The 16,565-nt window shown below is 74.2% G+C and carries 13 protein-coding genes; 3 read left to right on the top strand and 10 right to left on the bottom strand.

Annotated features, from left to right (window positions below):
* The first annotated feature begins 198 nt into the window (after positions 1 to 198).
* Positions 199 to 2,943, top strand: a complete 2,745-nt coding sequence (locus VMF51_RS15860) for an ATP-binding protein (protein WP_325475426.1) — start codon at positions 199 to 201, stop codon at positions 2,941 to 2,943.
* 6 nt (positions 2,944 to 2,949) lie between these two features.
* Here the strand turns inward: VMF51_RS15860 and VMF51_RS15865 are convergent, their stop codons facing one another.
* The 9 genes from VMF51_RS15865 to VMF51_RS15905 all read right to left on the bottom strand — a co-directional run bounded on the left by VMF51_RS15865 (position 2,950) and on the right by VMF51_RS15905 (position 13,846).
* Positions 2,950 to 3,621: a TIGR03943 family putative permease subunit gene (locus VMF51_RS15865; protein WP_325475427.1), complete on the bottom strand. Its 672-nt coding sequence runs from the start codon at positions 3,619 to 3,621 to the stop codon at positions 2,950 to 2,952.
* Entirely contained in the window at positions 3,618 to 4,613 is a 996-nt protein-coding gene (locus VMF51_RS15870) for a permease (protein WP_414689476.1), read from the bottom strand. Before VMF51_RS15870 ends, VMF51_RS15865 begins: the two co-directional genes overlap by 4 nt.
* A gap of 57 nt (positions 4,614 to 4,670) precedes the next feature.
* Complete coding sequence (locus VMF51_RS15875) at positions 4,671 to 5,084, bottom strand: Fur family transcriptional regulator (protein WP_325475428.1); 414 nt, start codon at positions 5,082 to 5,084, stop codon at positions 4,671 to 4,673.
* An 87-nt stretch (positions 5,085 to 5,171) separates the two neighbouring features.
* Positions 5,172 to 7,040 carry a choice-of-anchor M domain-containing protein gene (locus VMF51_RS15880; RefSeq protein WP_325475429.1) on the bottom strand — a complete coding sequence of 623 codons (1,869 nt, stop codon included), beginning with the start codon at positions 7,038 to 7,040 and terminating at the stop codon, positions 5,172 to 5,174.
* 58 nt (positions 7,041 to 7,098) lie between these two features.
* On the bottom strand, positions 7,099 to 7,956 hold the full coding sequence (locus tag VMF51_RS15885) for an anchored repeat-type ABC transporter permease subunit (protein ID WP_414689477.1): 858 nt from the start codon (positions 7,954 to 7,956) through the stop codon (positions 7,099 to 7,101).
* Positions 7,956 to 8,711: an anchored repeat-type ABC transporter ATP-binding subunit gene (locus tag VMF51_RS15890; RefSeq protein ID WP_325475430.1), complete on the bottom strand. Its 756-nt coding sequence runs from the start codon at positions 8,709 to 8,711 to the stop codon at positions 7,956 to 7,958. Before VMF51_RS15890 ends, VMF51_RS15885 begins: the two co-directional genes overlap by 1 nt.
* Entirely contained in the window at positions 8,708 to 9,622 is a 915-nt protein-coding gene (locus VMF51_RS15895; RefSeq protein WP_325475431.1) for a choice-of-anchor M domain-containing protein, read from the bottom strand. Before VMF51_RS15895 ends, VMF51_RS15890 begins: the two co-directional genes overlap by 4 nt.
* A gap of 11 nt (positions 9,623 to 9,633) precedes the next feature.
* Positions 9,634 to 11,187, bottom strand: a complete 1,554-nt coding sequence (locus VMF51_RS15900) for an anchored repeat ABC transporter, substrate-binding protein (RefSeq protein ID WP_325475432.1) — start codon at positions 11,185 to 11,187, stop codon at positions 9,634 to 9,636.
* The gene (locus tag VMF51_RS15905; RefSeq protein WP_325475433.1) at positions 11,180 to 13,846 is read right to left on the bottom strand and encodes a TIGR03773 family transporter-associated surface protein; all 2,667 of its coding nucleotides are present in this window, start codon (positions 13,844 to 13,846) and stop codon (positions 11,180 to 11,182) included. Before VMF51_RS15905 ends, VMF51_RS15900 begins: the two co-directional genes overlap by 8 nt.
* Positions 13,847 to 13,984: 138 nt before the next feature.
* On the opposite strand from VMF51_RS15905, the gene VMF51_RS15910 reads away from it, so the two are divergent.
* Together VMF51_RS15910 and VMF51_RS15915 are read left to right on the top strand one after the other, a co-directional pair.
* Complete coding sequence (locus VMF51_RS15910) at positions 13,985 to 15,532, top strand: MFS transporter (protein ID WP_325475434.1); 1,548 nt, start codon at positions 13,985 to 13,987, stop codon at positions 15,530 to 15,532.
* On the top strand, positions 15,519 to 16,097 hold the full coding sequence (locus VMF51_RS15915; RefSeq protein ID WP_325475435.1) for a TetR/AcrR family transcriptional regulator: 579 nt from the start codon (positions 15,519 to 15,521) through the stop codon (positions 16,095 to 16,097). The genes VMF51_RS15910 and VMF51_RS15915 overlap by 14 nt, the downstream gene beginning before the upstream one ends.
* Positions 16,098 to 16,109: 12 nt before the next feature.
* Here VMF51_RS15915 and VMF51_RS15920 read toward each other — a convergent pair whose 3' ends face one another.
* Positions 16,110 to 16,442: a hypothetical protein gene (locus VMF51_RS15920; RefSeq protein ID WP_325475436.1), complete on the bottom strand. Its 333-nt coding sequence runs from the start codon at positions 16,440 to 16,442 to the stop codon at positions 16,110 to 16,112.
* Between the last annotated feature and the right edge of the window lie 123 nt (positions 16,443 to 16,565).

The following is a 16,565-nucleotide window of genomic DNA, read 5'->3' on the forward strand; positions in this document are numbered from 1 at the left end:
CAACCGCATCGCCTTCGGCATCAAAGACCCCGACGCCCTCATCAGCCTCCTCATGCTGACCCTCAGCGGCCACACCCCCGCCCTCCCAGGCCGAGCCTGACCCACACATTCAGCACAAGAGCCCGACTCGGCGATTTCGGGGGAGGCAGACCCGGGGGTCCTCGGGCGTACAGTCGTGAGGACCTGCGGGGAGGTGGGATGCGCGTCGACATCACCCTGCTGGGAGCCTTCGCGGTGGTCGTGGACGACCGGCCGGTGGCGGCCCAGGACTGGACCCGGCGGCACGCGGCGGCGCTGGTCAAGCTGCTCGCCCTGCGCCCGGGCCGGCGACTGCCGCGGGAGCAGGTGATCGACCTGCTGTGGCCGGACCTGCTGCTGGAGCAGGCGGCGCCGCGACTGCACAAGGCCGCGCACTACGCGCGCTCGGCGCTCGGCGTCCCGACCGCGGTGGTGCTGTCCGGCGACGTGGTGACGCTGCTCCCCGACGCGGACGTGTCGGTCGACGTCGAGCGCTTCGAGCGCGCGGTCTCCGCCCACCAGTCGGGCGCCGACCCGGCCGCAGCGGCCGCCGCCATCGAGGTGTACGCCGGCGACCTGCTGCCCGAGGACCTCTACGAGCAGTGGGCCGACGCCGAGCGCGAGCGGCTCCGGCTCTGCTACCTCTCCCTGCTCCGCTCGGCCGGTCGCTGGCGGGAGCTCCTGGCCGCGGACCCGCTCGACGAGGAGGCGCACCTGCGCCTCGTGCATCAGTACGTCGAGGACGGCGATCGTGGTCAGGCCCTGCGCCACCTCGACGCCATGGCGCAGCTGTGGCGCGACGAGCTCGGCGCGGAGCCCGCCGGTGCGGCGCGGAGACTCCGCGCCCAGGTCGAGGCGATGCCGGCGCTCGGCCCCGACCGGCTCGTGCCGAACCGGAGCGCGACCCGGGTGCCCCGGCCCGCGACACCGACCGTCGGCCGCGACGACGACATCGCGCGGGTCCTCGACCTGCTCGACCGGCACCGCCTGGTGACCCTGCTCGGCGTCGGCGGGGTCGGCAAGACCCGGCTCGCCGCGGAGGTCGCCCACCGCTTCAGCGAGTCGGCCCCGGAGCGCGCCTGCTACGTCGACCTCACCAAGGTGCGCGACGCCGACCTGGTGGCCGAGCTGATCGTGCGCGAGCTCGGCATCCGCGCCGGCGAGAACCAGAACGTCGCCCAGATGCTCGAGGAGGCGCTGCGGCGGCAGTCCCTGCTGCTGGTGCTGGACAACTTCGAGCACGTCGTCGACGCCGCGGAGCTGGTCGGGGAGATGGTCGGCTGGTCGCCCGACCTGCGCCTGCTCGTGACCAGTCGCGCACGCCTGAGGGTCGCCGGCGAGCGGGTGGTCGAGGTGCATCCCCTCCCCGTCGACCCCGAGCCCGGCTCGGCGGGTCTCCCCCGGGCCGTGGCCCTCTTCGAGCAGGCCGCGACCGCCGTCGACCCGCACTTCCGCCTGGAGCACCACCGCGCGGACGTCGAGGCGATCTGCCGCTCCGTGGACGGTCTCCCGCTCGCGATCGAGATCGCCGTCGGCCACCTCCGGACGCTGCCGCCGTCGCTGCTGCGACAGCGGCTCGCCGGCCGGCTGGGCTCGGCCGCGGCCGCGGGCCGGGACCTGCCGGACCGCCAGCAGACCATCCCGGCCACGATCGACTGGAGCCTGCAGCTGCTCGGGCCGCCGGAGCGCCGGCTGTTCGCCCGGCTGTCGGTCTTCCACGTTCCCGTGCCGCTCGAGGCCGTCGAGGCGATCTGGGACGACGGCGACGTGCTCGACCCGCTCGGGGTGCTGGTGGACCAGAGCCTCGTCCGGCGTACGACGGGCAACCGGCACGAGCCGCGCTTCGGGATGCTCGCCCTCGTCCGCGAGCACGCGGCCCGACTCCTCGACGACCCGGACGAGGACGTCGCGGCCGCGCACGCGGCGTACGTCGCGGACTTCGTCGAGGACCTCTTCGCCCGTCGCTGGACCGACACGGCCGGCACCTGGCTCGACGACGTCAGCGAGATGCTCGCCGAGGTGCGCTTCGCCCACGACTGGGCGTGGCAGCGCGGAGACCTCGTGCTCACCGCCCGGATCGTGGCGGCCCTGGGCGGCTACTGGTTCCTCGAAGGTCATCATGCCGAGGGGCAGCGCTGGGTGAGCGAGATGCTCGTCCGGGAGGGCGAGCTGGAGCCAGCGGCCGTGTCCCGGCTGCACCTGGCCGCGGGGCTGCTGGCGTTCCCCACCAGCCAGCCCGAGGCGCGCGCACACTGCGAGCGCGCGGTCGAGCTGTTCCGTGCCCTGGGCGAGACCCGGCTCCTGGCGTACACGCTCGCCGTCGACTCGGCGACGTACCTCGGCGAGCCCGACCGGTACGCCGCCGCGATGCGGATCAACGACGAGGCGCTCCAGCTCGCCCGCCGCGTCGGCGCGCCCGCCCTGATCGCCCAGGTGCTCAACGTCCGCGGCGAGCTGACCCGCGTCGCCGGCGAGGACGACCTCGCGCGGGCGGCGTACGACGAGGGCCTGCTGATCTCACGCGAGATCGAGGACGACAACTACGTCAGCGTGTTCCTCTCCAACCTCAGCTACCTGGCCGACCACCGCGGCGACTACGCCGAGGCGCTGCGGCTGACCCACGAGGCGCTGCGGATCTGCTGGTCGCTGGGCCGGCGCCTGATGGCGGCGTGGACGATCTCGCAGCTCGCCGGGCCCGAGCACGGGCTCGGCCGATCGGAGCGCGCGGCCGTCCTGGTCGGCGCGGCGGACGAGGCGCTGCGCGTGCTGGGCGCCCGCCGCCACCCCGGCGACCTCCCCGAGCACGAGCGTGTCGTGGATGGGGTCCGCTCGGCCTTGGGCGCCGCGCGGTTCGAGGACCTGCGGGCGCAGGGCGCGCGGATGTCCCTGGACGAGACCCTCGCCTATGTGCTGGCCGACGACTGAGGGGCCTCAGCCGTAGGTGTCGGCGGGCGTCGGGATCGGTCGTACCGACTCCGCGTCGAGGATCGCCTCGCTGCCCGGCTCGGCTCCCGTCCCGTCGCGCCAGGTGCCAGTGACGGCGACCCAGCTGTTCCGCGCGGGCCGGTCGGCGCCCTCGACGCGCACCCGGACCACGGCCGCGTCCGCGGCGCAGCACCCGATGACCATCCGGGTCGCGAACCACCGGCCGTCCTCGCCGTGGCTGACGAACCCCTCGACCTCGACGCTGCGACCGGCGAGGGTCGCGTTCTCGTCCAGGGCGCGCCAGAGCAGCTCCTCGACCTCGAGCGGTACGGCGCCGGGGGCGTCCGGCAGCGGCGCGAAGCTCGCGACGGGCGCCGCGGGCGGCGCCTCGTCGGCCCGCCGCTCGGCGAGGTAGGCGCCGAGGGGCTGCGGGCTGACCAGGAAGACCACGAGCGCGGGCAGCAGCAGGAGCCAGGTCGCCGCCGGCACCGGGTGCTCCTCGCGCTCGCCGCCCCCGACGATCGGCCGTACGGCGAGCAGCACCAGCACCACGCCGGTGACCAGCAGCGGCCAGCGCATCCAGCCGGTGACGAAGTGCAGGTAGGCGCCCTCCCAGGACAGCCGCACCAGCACCGCACCCAGGAACGCGAGGACCAGGCCCTGCGTCGTCGTCCTCACAGCAGCCACCAGCCGATCAGCGAGGCGGACAGCACCGCGGTCACGACGACCACCGGCACGAACCGGACGGCGAAGGCCTTCCCGAACTGGCCCGCCTCCATCGCCGCGAGCTTGACGTCCATCGCGGGGCCGACGACCAGGAAGGCCAGCTGCGCGGTGCTCGAGAAGGCGGTCAGGCTGGCCGCCACGAACGCGTCGGACTCCGAGCACAGGGCGACCACGAAGGCGAGGAGGGCGAGGGTGAGTACGCCGACGACCGCCTGCCCGGCGACCGTGTCGACCACGGACCGCGGGACGAAGGTGTTCACGGCCGCGGCGATCATGGCGCCGATCACCAGGAACCCGGAGGCGTGCAGGAAGTCGTGCCGCACAGTGGCGGTGAACCGCCCCGGACCGTGCAGGTGCGGCGGGTCCGGACGGCGGCGGAGCCGCATCCGGTCACCCCGGTTCAGGCAGAACCAGCCGACCGCGACGGCCGTGAGCAGTGAGGCGACGAAGCGGGCCACCACCATCTCGGGCTGACCCGGGAACGCGACGGCCGTCGAGACGAGGACCGCGGGGTTCACGGCGGGCGCGGCGAGCAGGAAGGTCAGGGCGACCGCGGGAGCGATGCCGCGGCGCATCAGGCTGCCCGCGACGGGGACCGCGGCGCACTCGCAGCCGGGGAGCCCGATCCCCGCCACGCCCGCCACGGGTACGGCGAGCACCGGGTTCTTCGGTACGACGCGCTGCAGCACGCGTTCGGACAGCAGCACCGAGATCGCCGCCGACAGGATGACCCCGCCCAGCAGGAACGGCGCCGACTGGACGACCACCGCGACGAAGATCGTGCACCAGGTGCCGAGCGCCTCGGAGTCGAGCGTGCTCGACAGCTTCCCCTGCGCGAGCAGGGCGAGCAGCAGGAGCACGCCCACGATCTCGGGTTGGCCGATCGCCCGACGGGCCGGGGACGGGGTCGGGGTGGGCGTGGTGGTCGGATCCGCGCTCGTCACGCGGATGATTATCACTCTCAATAAGGACGGAGGATGACACCGCCCCCGGCGCGCCGCCTACTGGGACGCGCGACACTCCGGGCAGAGGCCGAAGAGCTCCAGCGTGTGGTTGACGTCGACGTACCCGTGGTCCTCGGCCACCTTGGCCGCCCACCGCTCGACGGCCGGCCCGGTGATCTCGACCGTCCGGCCGCACTGCCGGCACACGAGGTGGTGGTGGTGCTGGCTGCTGCAGAGCCGGAACGCGCTCTCGCCGCCGTCGGCCTTGACCGTATCGACCTCGCCGGCCTCGACGAGGGCCTGCAGGGAGCGGTAGACGGTCGCCAGCCCCACGGACTCGCCCTGCTCGCGGAGAGCGGCGTGCAGCTCCTGCGCCGTGCGGAAGCCGTCGGTGGCACTGAGCTCGGCCATCAGGGCGCGCCGCTGGCGGGTGTTCCGCAGCGGAGCGGCGGGCGAGGTCGCGTCGGGCACGGGGCCACCCTACTCGGACGAAGATCGGGTGAACTTCCGCGCCGGCAGCCCCGGGCGAGGCGCCCGGGACCGCCGGTCGGGGACCCGTCAGCGGCGGGCGACCCGCAGCTTCCGTACGGCGCTGGCGGCCGCCGCGTGGTGCCGGTCCCCGGCGAACCGGACCCGGACGTCGTGCCGCCCGGCGCGCAGCCGGGGCAGCCGGACGACGACCCGCCCGTTGCGGAGGGCAGCGGTCCCGACCCTCTTCCCGTCGACGAGCACGCGGACCTTGCCGGTCGGCGTGCCCACGCCGGCCACCCGGACGACGGCCCGGCCCCGTGCGGGAGCCTGGACGCGCGGCTTCGCGAGCCGCAGCGCGACCCGCGCCCGCGCCTTGGCGACGGTGACGCGGGCAGGCGCCGACGAGGACGCGGCCTGCGCGGAGGCGTCCGCGGGGACGAATCGGGCGACCACCTGGTGCGCACCGGGCGCCAGGCGGGCCGGCAGCGCGACGCTCGCGCGGCCCCGACCGTCGAGGGCGTGCGTCCCGAGGTCCCGGCCGCCGGCGGAGACCGACACCCGGCCGGCACCGGCGCCGGACGCGGTCGAGACGGCGACGTCGGCCCGCCCGGGGGCGGCGCCGTACCGCTGGCTCGTCCTGGTGAGCCGCACGGTCGTGGTCGTCGCAGCCGCGGCCGCCGGGCCGACGGTCAGGACGATCGGCGCGGACTCGGCGAGGACCGCGTGGTCGCCGTCGAACAGGCGGACGACGACCTCGGCACCCTGCAGGTCGGCCGTGATCGGCAGCGTGGCGTCGGCGGCGCGGGTGCCGTCGATCCAGGTGTAGAACTCCTCACCGGGCTTGCGGACGTACCAGTGGTAGTGGTCGTCGGCCGTCTGCGGGCTCTGGGCCGAGGTGAGGACCGCCGTCTGCCCGATCTGGTACGCCGCCCGGTCGGCCTGCGCCGTGAGCACGGTCGTGGGCTCCAGCGTGTCGACCGCGAGGGTGATCGGCTCGGACTCGGCCACCACCTCGTGGTCGTGCCCGTAGAGCTTGGCGACGACCTGGGCGCCGTCCCAGACGGTCGAGGTCGGCAGCTTCAGCTCGCGGGTCCCCGAGCGGTTGCTGACGACGTACTCCGTCTGTCCGGCGCCCTTGATGAACCAGTGGTAGTGGTCGAGGTCCGTGGCCGCGTCCGGGGTCGCGGTGAGGGTGATGCCCTGGCCGTAGAGGTACTCGGCGTTCGGCCGGTTGGCGGCGACGTCGAGTCCCAGGCCGGGCGCGACCACGGGGTCGCCGACCCGGACGTGGTACGTCGCCGCGTCGCCGCTCAGCGTGCCGCCCGTCGCGGTGGTGGCCGTGGGCGTGACGGTGAAGGTGTACTCGCCGAGCGCCGAGAAGGACCACTCCGTGTGGACGTGGGCGTTGCGGCTGATCGGGATGGTGTCCGGGCCGGCGTCGCGGGTGTCGACGTAGTGGTTGATCGGCGAGCCGAAGGCGTTCGACTGGTAGGCGTGCACCTGCCCCGGGCCCTCCACCGCGACGCTCAGCCGGACGGCGTCGGCTGCGGTCGAGACCTCGGTGCCGGCGGGCAGGGAGCCCATCAGGCGCTCGGTGCTCCACCCCGGCCAGGGCAGGTCGGGGTTCTGGCTGAACGGGAGCAGGTAGACCGTGTCCCCCGGCGCGCCGAGGAACGAGTACGCCGGGAGGTCCGGCACGGCGGTGGCGGCGAGGTCCTCGTCGACGGCGATGGTGACCGTGCTCGGGTCGCGGAAGACCTTCTGGGCGCCGGTGTCGTCGCCGACGGCGAGCCGCAGCCGGCCGGCGGCCGGGTCGTACGTCACGTCGAAGAGGTCGATGTGGCCCTGGGTCAGTACGACCTCGCGGTCGGCCGCCGAGGCGGCCGGGCCGGTGGCCGCGAGCACCGCGGCCACCCCGACCGCGCTGGCCAGGGAGGTGATGAGCAGACGCTTCACGGATGTCCTTTCTCGGGAGAGGTGCCCACCTCACCATTTTTGAGAATGATTTTCAATCTCATGAAGCCGTGCGGACGAGATGCGTCAGCGCCCCGTGCCGGGGCGCGAGCAGCCAGGCGGCCAGGAAGGCGCCGGTGAGGACGAGGACGACGGTCGCGCCGACGGGGAGGTCCCAGGACCAGGAGAGGTAGAGCCCGATCAGCGCGGCGAGGCTGCCGATGACCGGCGCCAGGCCCATCATCACGGCGAGCCGGTCGGTGAGCAGCCGCGCGGTGGCCGCCGGGGCGACGAGCAGCGCCAGGACCAGGACGTTGCCGATGGTCTGCACGGAGATGACGACGGCGAGGGTCACCAGCACGTAGAGCGTCAGGTCGTACCAGAAGACGCGCAGGCCGAGCGCGCGCGCCGACTCGCGGTCGAGGGTGACGGCGACGAGCTGCGGGTGCAGCGCCAGGACGACGGCCAGCACGCCGAGCCCGGCGACGGCGACGACCACCAGGTCCCGGTCGGGGATGCCGGCGATGGAGCCGAAGAGGAACTGCTCGAGCGACCCGGCGTACCCGGGCGCGCGGGAGATGATCACGACACCCAGCGCGAACGCTCCGACGAAGAAGATCCCGATGACGGAGTCCTCCCGCAGCCGCCGCGTCTGGGAGAACACGGCGATGAGCACGGCCGTCACGACGCCGGCCACGGTCCCGCCGACGATCAGGTTGCCCGACACGACGAAGGCCACGGCGAGGCCCGGGAAGACGGCGTGCGCGACGGCGTCGCCGATGAACGCCATGCCGCGCAGGACGACATAGCAGCCCACCACCCCGCAGACGATCGACGACATGACGGCGACGGCCAGCGCCTTGGGCAGGAACCGCAGGTCGGGGTTGAGCAGGTCGGCGAGGAAGTCCTGGATCGGCATCAGGCCGCCCCCAGGACCCGCATCAGGGGACTGCCCTCGGCCACGCCGAAGGTGCGGGTCCACAGTGCCGGGTCGCGCAGCTCGGACGCCGGTCCGGCGGCGACGACGCGCCGGTTGAGCAGCGCCACCCGGTCGCAGGAGTAGAGCGCGGAGACGATGTCGTGGGTGGTCATCAGCACCGCCCGGTCCTGGCGCGCCAGGCCGGTGAACAGCTCGAGGAGGATGTCCTGGGTCGGGATGTCGAGACCCGTGAACGGCTCGTCGAGCAGGAGCACGCTCGGGTCGAGCACGAGCGCCCGGGCGACGAGCACCCGCTGCCGCTGCCCGCCGGAGAGCTCGCCGACCGGGCGGGCGCGCAGGTCGGTCATCCGGACCAGGTCGAGCGCGCGGCCGACGGCCCGCCAGGCGTCGACCCCGGGCCGGCGCAGCAGGCCGTGACGGGCGACCAGGCCGGTCATCACCACCTGCTCGACCGAGATCGGGAAGTCCCAGGCGAACTCGGTGCGCTGCGGCACGTAGCCGATCCCCGCCCGCCGCGGCCGGACGACGTGCCCGTCGACGCGGACCGTCCCGGCGCGCGGTCGCAGCAGGCCGAGCACGCTCCGCACCAGGGTCGTCTTGCCGGCGCCGTTGGGCCCGATCAGGCCGACGAGCTCGCCCCGCTCGACGTCCAGGTCGACGCCGTCGAGCACCGGGCGGCCGCCGAGGTCGACGTGCAGACCGTGGATCGCGAGCGCGACCGGACGGGCGCTCACCGCTCCCCCGGCTCGGCCAACGCACGCCGGCGCACCGAGCGGCCGCGGACCACGACCAGCGCGCCGGCCAGGACCAGCCCGCCGGCGACCCCGGCCAGCGCGACCGGCATCGCCCAGCCCTCGTCCTCGCTCGCCGCGACGTCGTCGGTGCCCGTGGGCGTGGCGGCGGCCGAGGTCGGGGCAGCCGCCGCCGGGACGGCGTCGTACGCCTGCTCGGCCGGTACGTCGTCGCCGACCGCCAGCCGGATGGTGCCGGTGGCGGACGCCGTCGTGCCGTCGACCAGGTCCGCGCGGGCCTCCACCGTCACGAGGTAGACGCCGGGTCGGGTGAAGACCCAGTTGGCGTGGGTGTGGGTGTTGACGTCGACCCACAGCGGCTGCGCCTCGGCGACGGTCGAGTCCCAGAGCACGTCGGGCTCGCCGAAGCCGCCGTCCTGGAGGTAGACCACCAGCTCGCCCGGCCCCTCGGCGGCCACGAGGCTGAGGGTCACGCCCCGGTCGACGGTCTCCATGACGCGCGGGTCCTGGGTGTTCCAGCCGATCCAGACCACTTCCTGGTCCTGGGTCTGCGGGACGACGTACACCTCCTGGCCGGGCGCGGCGCCCAGGAAGGAGTACGCCGGGTCGTCCGGCACCTGCTGGACCGCCGCGTCGTGGACCCGCAGCACCGTGCGGTCGAGGTCGCGCCAGACCGAGCCGGCGGTCGCGGTGTCGTCGTGCACCATCAGCGACCACGCGCCGTCCTCGTCGTACCTCGGCCCGAGGTCGACGTGGCCGGTCCCGAGCTCGGTGCGCTCGGTGGCGACCTGCTGGTCCTCCTCGATCCGCTGGTCGAGGTCGGTGGCGGAGGCGGGCGCGGGCAGGGCCAGCAGGAGCGCGGCGGTGACGGCGGCGCCGGTGATGCGTCTCATGTGTCGGTTCCTCAGGTCGTCAGGCAGTCGTGGAGCGAGTCGGCGTTGAAGGTCATCAGCTCGACGTAGGTGCGCACGGCGTCGTCGAAGACGTCGCCGTAGATGGCGCAGACCTCGACGCCCTCCTCGTCGGCGACCTGGGTCAGGGTCGAGGAGCGCGTGCGGAGGTTGGGTTCGAGGAACACCGCGGGCACCTCGAGCGAGCGGATGGTCTCGGTGAGCTTGCGCCGGTCGGCCAGGGACGGCTCGACGGCCGGGTTCGGGGAGACGAACCCCGCGACCTGGAGGTCGTAGGCCTTCGCGAGGTAGGCGAAGGCGTCGTGGGTCGTGATCAGGTGGCGGCGCCCCTCGGGGATCGCCGCCAGCCGTGCGCGGACCCGGTCGTCGAGGTCCTGCAGCTCGGCCAGGTAGCGCTCCGCGCGCTCGCGGTAGTCGAGGGCGTGCTCGGGGTCGGCGTCGACGAGGGTGTCGCGGATCAGCTCGACGTACGCCATCGCGTTGCCGACGTCCTGCCACAGGTGGGGGTCGATCTCCCCGTGGACGTGCTTGCCCAGGACCGCCTGGGGCAGCTGGTGGATCGGCGTGCCGGGGCGGCCCAGGAACCCGAGGCGCCGGTCGTTCGGCACCTCGGCGAGAGCCTTCGCGGGGACGTCGATCACGACGTCCTCCGCCGCGAGCGCGCGCTGGGCGTGCTCGCCGCCGCCCTCCGGGTCGTGGAGCAGGCCGACGGTGCCGGCGTCGAGGTCGACGGTGATGTCGGCGTGTCCCTCGTCGAGGACCTCGCGGTCGGCTCCGGCGACCTGGGCCGCGGGGACGCCGACCGCGAAGGTGAAGGTGGCCTCGCCCATCGGCACCGACGCCGACTCGCCGTCGGCCTGCAGCCGCGCGGCCATGGTGAGCGTGTAGACGCCCGGCTCGCTGAACGCCCAGGACATGTGGGTGTGCGCGTCGACGGGCAGCACGGCCGTGTCGTCGCGGTAGCCGGTCGCGGCGTCGAAGCCGTCGGTGCTGTCGACGTAGATCTCGGGGTCGCCGAAGGAGCCGGTGAGGTAGCCGTGCAGGTCGCCCGGGCCGGTCATCGCCGTCGCGCTGAGCAGTACGTCGGAGGCGCGGTCCGCGCCGTACTGCTCGCCGTCGCCGCGCGCCCGCAGGCCGAGCCAGATCGTGTCGAGGTTGACGTTCTCGACGAGCGGGATGACCTCGGCGGCGTACTTCACGGCGTCCTCGGCGAGCGAGATGTTCACGGCGTCGTCGGGGAGGTTGGCGTCGAGCGCCTTGATGATGCCGTGCTGCTCCAGCAGCATGTAGTTGCTGAACGCGACGTCGGCGTAGACCACGTCGCGCACCCGCCTCAGCGTCGGCTCGTAGCTGTGCGGATCGGCCCCGTCGGGCACCAGGGAGGTGACGTTGACGTGCGGGCCGCCGACGTTCTCGACGAGGTCGCGCAGCAGGCCGGTCGTGGTGATCACCTGGAGCCGGTCGTCGCCCTCCGACAGCCCGGCCGGGCTCGCGCACCCCGCGACGGACAGGGCGAGCGCGACGACGACCGGGGCCGCCCTACGCACGGCGGCGGGACCGCATCAGCACCGTCGACCCGGCCAGGACCAGCAGGCCACCCAGCGCGAGCAGCGGTACGGCGTGCCGGGGCGCACCCGTGTTCGGAAGCACGCAGTCCGCGCTCGCCGCCGGTTCGGCCGGCTCGCGCGGTGCGGCCGTGGCGAGCCCCGGGGCGACCCGCGGCAGCACCCGGGCGGCTCCGTCCCCACCCACGGTGAACGCGAGCGTGGCGGTGTCGGAGACCGAGGCGCCGGAGGTCAGCGTCGCGGACTGCGTGATGGTGACGGCGTACGTGCCCGGGGCGGTGAAGACCCAGTTGCCGTGGGCGTGCACGTTGACCGGCACGTCGAAGGACGACGGGAAGCCGGGGGCGGTGCCGAACTTCCGCTCGCCGATGCCGCCGAAGGAGTCGGTGAGGTAGACGGCCAGCTTCCCGGGACCGGACACCTCGTCGAGCGTGAAGCGGACCGAGCCCGCGACCTGCGAGCGGACGGACTCGTCCTGGGTGTTCCAGCCCAGCCACGGCACGCCCGGCACCTGGGTCTGCGGCATCATCCAGACGGTGTCGCCCTCGTCGCCCATGAAGGAGTACGACGAGCCTGCCGGCACCTGCTGCTCCGCGGTCTTCCCGAGGACCAGGCGCACGCTCGCGGGGTCGACCCAGGCGGGCGGCTGGCTGCGGTCGTCCTTGACCTTCGCCACGAGCGCGCCGTCGACGACGTGGGAGCCGAAGTCGAGGTGGCCGTCGGTCACGGGCTCGGCGGCCGTCGCGGGCGCCGGGGCCTGCGGGACCGGCGTGGTCCCGCCGGGCGGGCTCGGCGCCGGGGTGCACTCGGGCGCGCGGCGCAGCGGCGTACCGTCCGCGCCGCTGAGGCCCGGGCTGGCTGCCGCCGGGGCGGGCTCGCCCCCGTTCCCCGCGTCGGGCTCGTTCTCCGACTCGGCGGGCTTCGGGTCGCGCTCGTTGGCGGCGGCGGTCACGACGACGGGTGCCCAGCCCTGGACGGCGCCGCTCGCGTCGTAGACCGCGATCCGGTGCCGACCCGCGGCGATCCGGCCGGGGAGCGTGACCGTCGCGAGCTGACGGGTCGCCGTCACCTGCGACCAGCCCAGCTGCCGGGGCGTCGAGTAGGTGACCGGCATCAGCCAGGAGCCGGGCTGCTGGTTCGGCACCCGGACGCTGACGGTGGCCCCTGCCGTCGTACGACGGGGCTCGACGGTGACGCCGCGCCGGGGTGTCACCGCGACGTCGGCGTCGGTTAGCAGCCGGCCGGACGCCAGCGGCGAGGTCGGCTTCGGATCGGCTCCGGCGCACGGCCCGACCTGGACCAGCAGCGTCGCGGTGCTGGTGGCCCGGTGTCCCGACGTCAGCGTCGCGGCATGGGTGGTGGTGATCCGGTAGGTGCCCGGCCGGGTGAAGGACCAGTTCCCGTGCCCGTGCACGTTGGCGGGGATCCGGAGCGAGCGGGGCCAGCCGTCGGCGGTGCCGAACACGCGGGTCAGCGCGCCGAAGGAGCCGGTCTGGTAGACGAACACGTCACCGGGACCGTCCACCGCGTCGAGCGTCCAGGTCGTCGGGCCGTCGATGGAGCGGACGGCCGTCGGGTGCTGGGTGTTCCAGCCCAGCCACGGGACGTCGTCCTGCTGGGTCTGCCCGATGGTCCACACCGAGGCGCCGGGACGGCCGAGGAAGCGGTACGCGTCGCCCTCCGGGACGCTCGTCCGGGCGGTGTCGCCGAGCTGGAAGAGCACCGCGGACGGGTCGCGCCAGGTGGCGGGCGAGGTCTGGTCGTCCTTCACCCGCGAGCGGAGCGTGCTCCCGTCCACCTGCACCCCGAAGTCGAAGTGCCCGGCCGCGGCGGTGATCGCCCCGGCGGCCAGGCCCGGGATGGCGCAGCGGTCCGCCGCGGGAGTCGGGGTCGTCTCGAGGACCGGCGCCTGCGCGGGGGCCGGAGTGGGCGTCGGAGTGGGCGTCGGAGTGGGCGTCGGAGTAGGCGTCGGGACCGGGGCGGGTGTCGGCGTCGGCGCCGGCGGCTCGCTGACCTCCAGCCGGTACGACGCGGTCGGCCCCTCGGTCGACGTCCCGTCGGGCGCCGTGAGGGTCGGGGTCGCGGCGAGCGTGTAGGTCCCGGGCCGGTCGACGATCCAGGTGGGGGTGGCGACCGAGCCGGCGGGCAGCTCGATCGTCGCCGGACCGGGGTCGGCGCTGTCCAGGTGCACCTCGACGGCGGCCCCCTCGCCGTGGTCGGTCAACGCCAGCACCCGCCCCGGCCCGGTGGCGCTGAGGTGGAGCGCGGCCGCCGTGCCGTCCTCCGACGCAGGCGCGCCCCAGCCCAGGCTGGGCAGCCCGGGCGTGGACGTGCCCGGCAGCTCGTAAACCGTGGCGCCGGGGGTCAGGAGGCCGTCGTACCGAAGTGGCACCGACGACGGCAGCGTCAGCGCCGCCCGCCCCCCGTCCGCGTGGAGTACGACGTCGGCGGGGTCCCAGACCTGCTCCCCCTGGCGCACCTGCAGGACGGGCGATCCGTCCTCGAGCGTCAGGTCGAAGGCCGTGACCGGACCGGGGCCGGGTCCCGCACCCGTCGTACCGGCGGCCGCGCCCGGGGCGGTGAGCGCGACCCCGAGGAGGGCGACGGCCAGCGGGGCGGCGAGAGCGGGACGGAACCTCATGCGGACGGACCTCCGGTCGGGAACGAGAGCCCTCGCACCCTATACTGAAAATGAGAACCATTCCTAACGAGCCGGCTCGTGACAGGCTAAAGACCATTCGGATTCCACAACGAACCATTTAGTTCGTAGACTGGATCCATGACCTCGTCAGCCCTCCCCACCACCAGCACGTCCGACCCCGCCGGGCCGCTCGCCGGGCGCCGCGAGTGGGCGGCTCTCGCCGTCCTGGTGCTCGTCGTGCTGCTGCTGGCGATCGACGGCACGGTCCTCTACCTCGCGGTCCCGTCCCTCACCGCGGATCTCGCGCCGTCGGCGACCCAGATCCTGTGGATCGGCGACATCTACGCCTTCGTGCTCGCGGGCCTGCTGATCACCATGGGCAACCTCGCCGACCGGGTCGGCCGCAAGCGGCTGCTGCTCATCGGCACCTTCGGGTTCGGCGCGGCCTCCCTCCTGGCGGCGTTCGCGCCCTCGGCCGAGATGCTGATCCTCGCCCGCGCCCTGCTCGGCCTCGCCGGGGCGACGCTGATGCCGTCGACCCTGTCGATCGTGCGCGCGATGTTCGTCGACCGTGCGCAGCGCGCCCGGGCGATCGCCCTGTGGTCGGTCGGGGCGACCGCGGGTGCCGCACTCGGACCGCTCGTCGGAGGGCTGCTCCTGGAGAGCTTCTGGTGGGGCTCGGTCTTCCTGATCAACCTGCCGGTGATGGCCCTGGCGCTGGTCGCCGGGTGGCTGTTGCTGCCGGAGTCGAAGGGGGAGGCGTCCCCGACGATCGACTGGACGTCGTCGGCGCTGTCCATCCTCGCGATCGTCCCGCTCGTGTTCGCCATCAAGCACGTCATCTCCGACGGCGTCGACGAGCTCACCGTCGGCGCGCTGCTGCTCGGCCTCGTGGCGGGGTGGCTCTTCGTGCGTCGCCAGACCCGGCTCGCCGTACCGCTGCTGGACGTCAGCCTCTTCCGGCTGCCCGCGTTCTCCGGCGCCCTGGCCGCCAACGTCCTGGCGCTCTTCGGGTTCCTCGGGCTCCTCTTCTTCTTCTCCCAGTACCTCCAGCTGGTGCGCGGCTACGGCCCGCTCCGGGCCGGCCTGGCGGAGATGCCCGCCACGATCGCCTCCGTCGTCGTGGTGGCCCTGGTCGGGCTGCTCCTCGCGAGGCTGGGCGCCGGCCGGGCCATCGGCCTCGGCCTGGGGGTGGCGGCCGCGGGCCTGGCGGTGATGGCCGGCACCACCCACTGGGAGTCCTACTGGGGCCTCGGCATCGGCCTCGCGATCATCGGGCTCGGCGTGGGCGTGGCCATGACGCTGTCGGTCGACGCCGTCGTCGGGGCCGTCCCGGCTCGGCGCGCCGGTGCCGCCTCGGCGGTCTCGGAGACGGCGTACGAGCTCGGCGGCGCCCTCGGCATCGCGATCCTGGGCTCGCTCAACGGCCTGCTGTACCGGCGCGCCCTCGAGCTGCCCGAGGGGGCGAGCGCCGCGGACGCCGCGCTCGCCGAGGACTCGCTGGCCGCGACGGCGTACGGCGCGGAGGCCGAGGAGGTGCTCGCCGCCGCGCAGGCGGCGTTCGCGGAGGCGATGCAGTCGACCGCGGCGGTGGCGGCCGTCATCCTCCTCGCCGCGGCTGTCGTAGCGTGGCGCCTCATCCCCTCGCTCCCCCTGACGAAGGAGTCGGCGCGTGTCGAGCACTGATCGATCGGGCGAGCGCGTCCGCGACGCGGAGCGGACCCGGCGCGCCGTACTGGAGGCAGCGCACCGCCTCGTGACGACCCGCGGCGCCGGGGTCAGCATGGCCGACGTCGCCGAGGCGGCCGGCGTCACGAAGGGCGGCCTGACCCACCACTTCAAGTCCCGCGACGAGCTCCTCGCCGCCCTCGTGGCCCACGTCGTCGAGCGCAGCTGGGAGGAGCTGATGGCGCACGTCGACATCACCGAGAACGGTCCCGGGAAGTTCGCCCGCGCGTACGTGCGGGCGCTCACCGGCGGCAGCGCCGCCGCCGCGGACGTGTACAGCACGACCGGCCTCATCGCCCACCTCGGCGCGGAGGTGGGCCTCGAGCACCTCGAGTCGCTGGCCCCCGACGACTCCCAGCGCCTGAACGCCGCCTTCGAGGCCGACGGCCTCCCGCTCCCCGTCGCCTGGGTGGTCCGGTACGCCGCCGAGGGGCTGGCCCTCAGCCTGGGAACGAACTACCTCACCGAGACCCAGCTCGACGTCGCCCGCGAGGAGCTCCTGGCCCTCACCCGTCTCGACTGACCGGAGGACGAATCAGCCGGAGACCTCGATGACCTCGGGATCGCGGCGGTAGGCGACGATGCTGCACGCCACTGCGGCGAGACCGAGCGCGACCCCTCCCGAGGCGGAGCCGACGGCCAAGGCGAATCGCTCCTCTCCCGCCTCGCGACACAGAGCCGCGGCCTGTGCGCCGTCGGGCATGGCCTCACCCTGCGGATCGGCGTCGGCCTCGTTCACGACGAGGTCCCACGGCGCGAGGCAGGTGTAGTCACCGCGACTGGTCTCCGCGATCGTCGGGGCGTCGTACGACAGCCACATGGCAGTGCAGATCAGGACGACGCCGGCGGCGACCAGGACCGTCACCATCCTCCGCAACCTCGACGGCCCCCGCTCCCGATCCTCCACAGCACCGGAGCCTGGCACGACCGGCCGGTCACCGCTGCCCACTTCGGCAGCCGACCGTCGTGGGACGCTGCGTCGGTCGGCCGC

Source organism: Nocardioides sp., assembly GCF_035503875.1.
Classification (GTDB): domain Bacteria; phylum Actinomycetota; class Actinomycetes; order Propionibacteriales; family Nocardioidaceae; genus Nocardioides.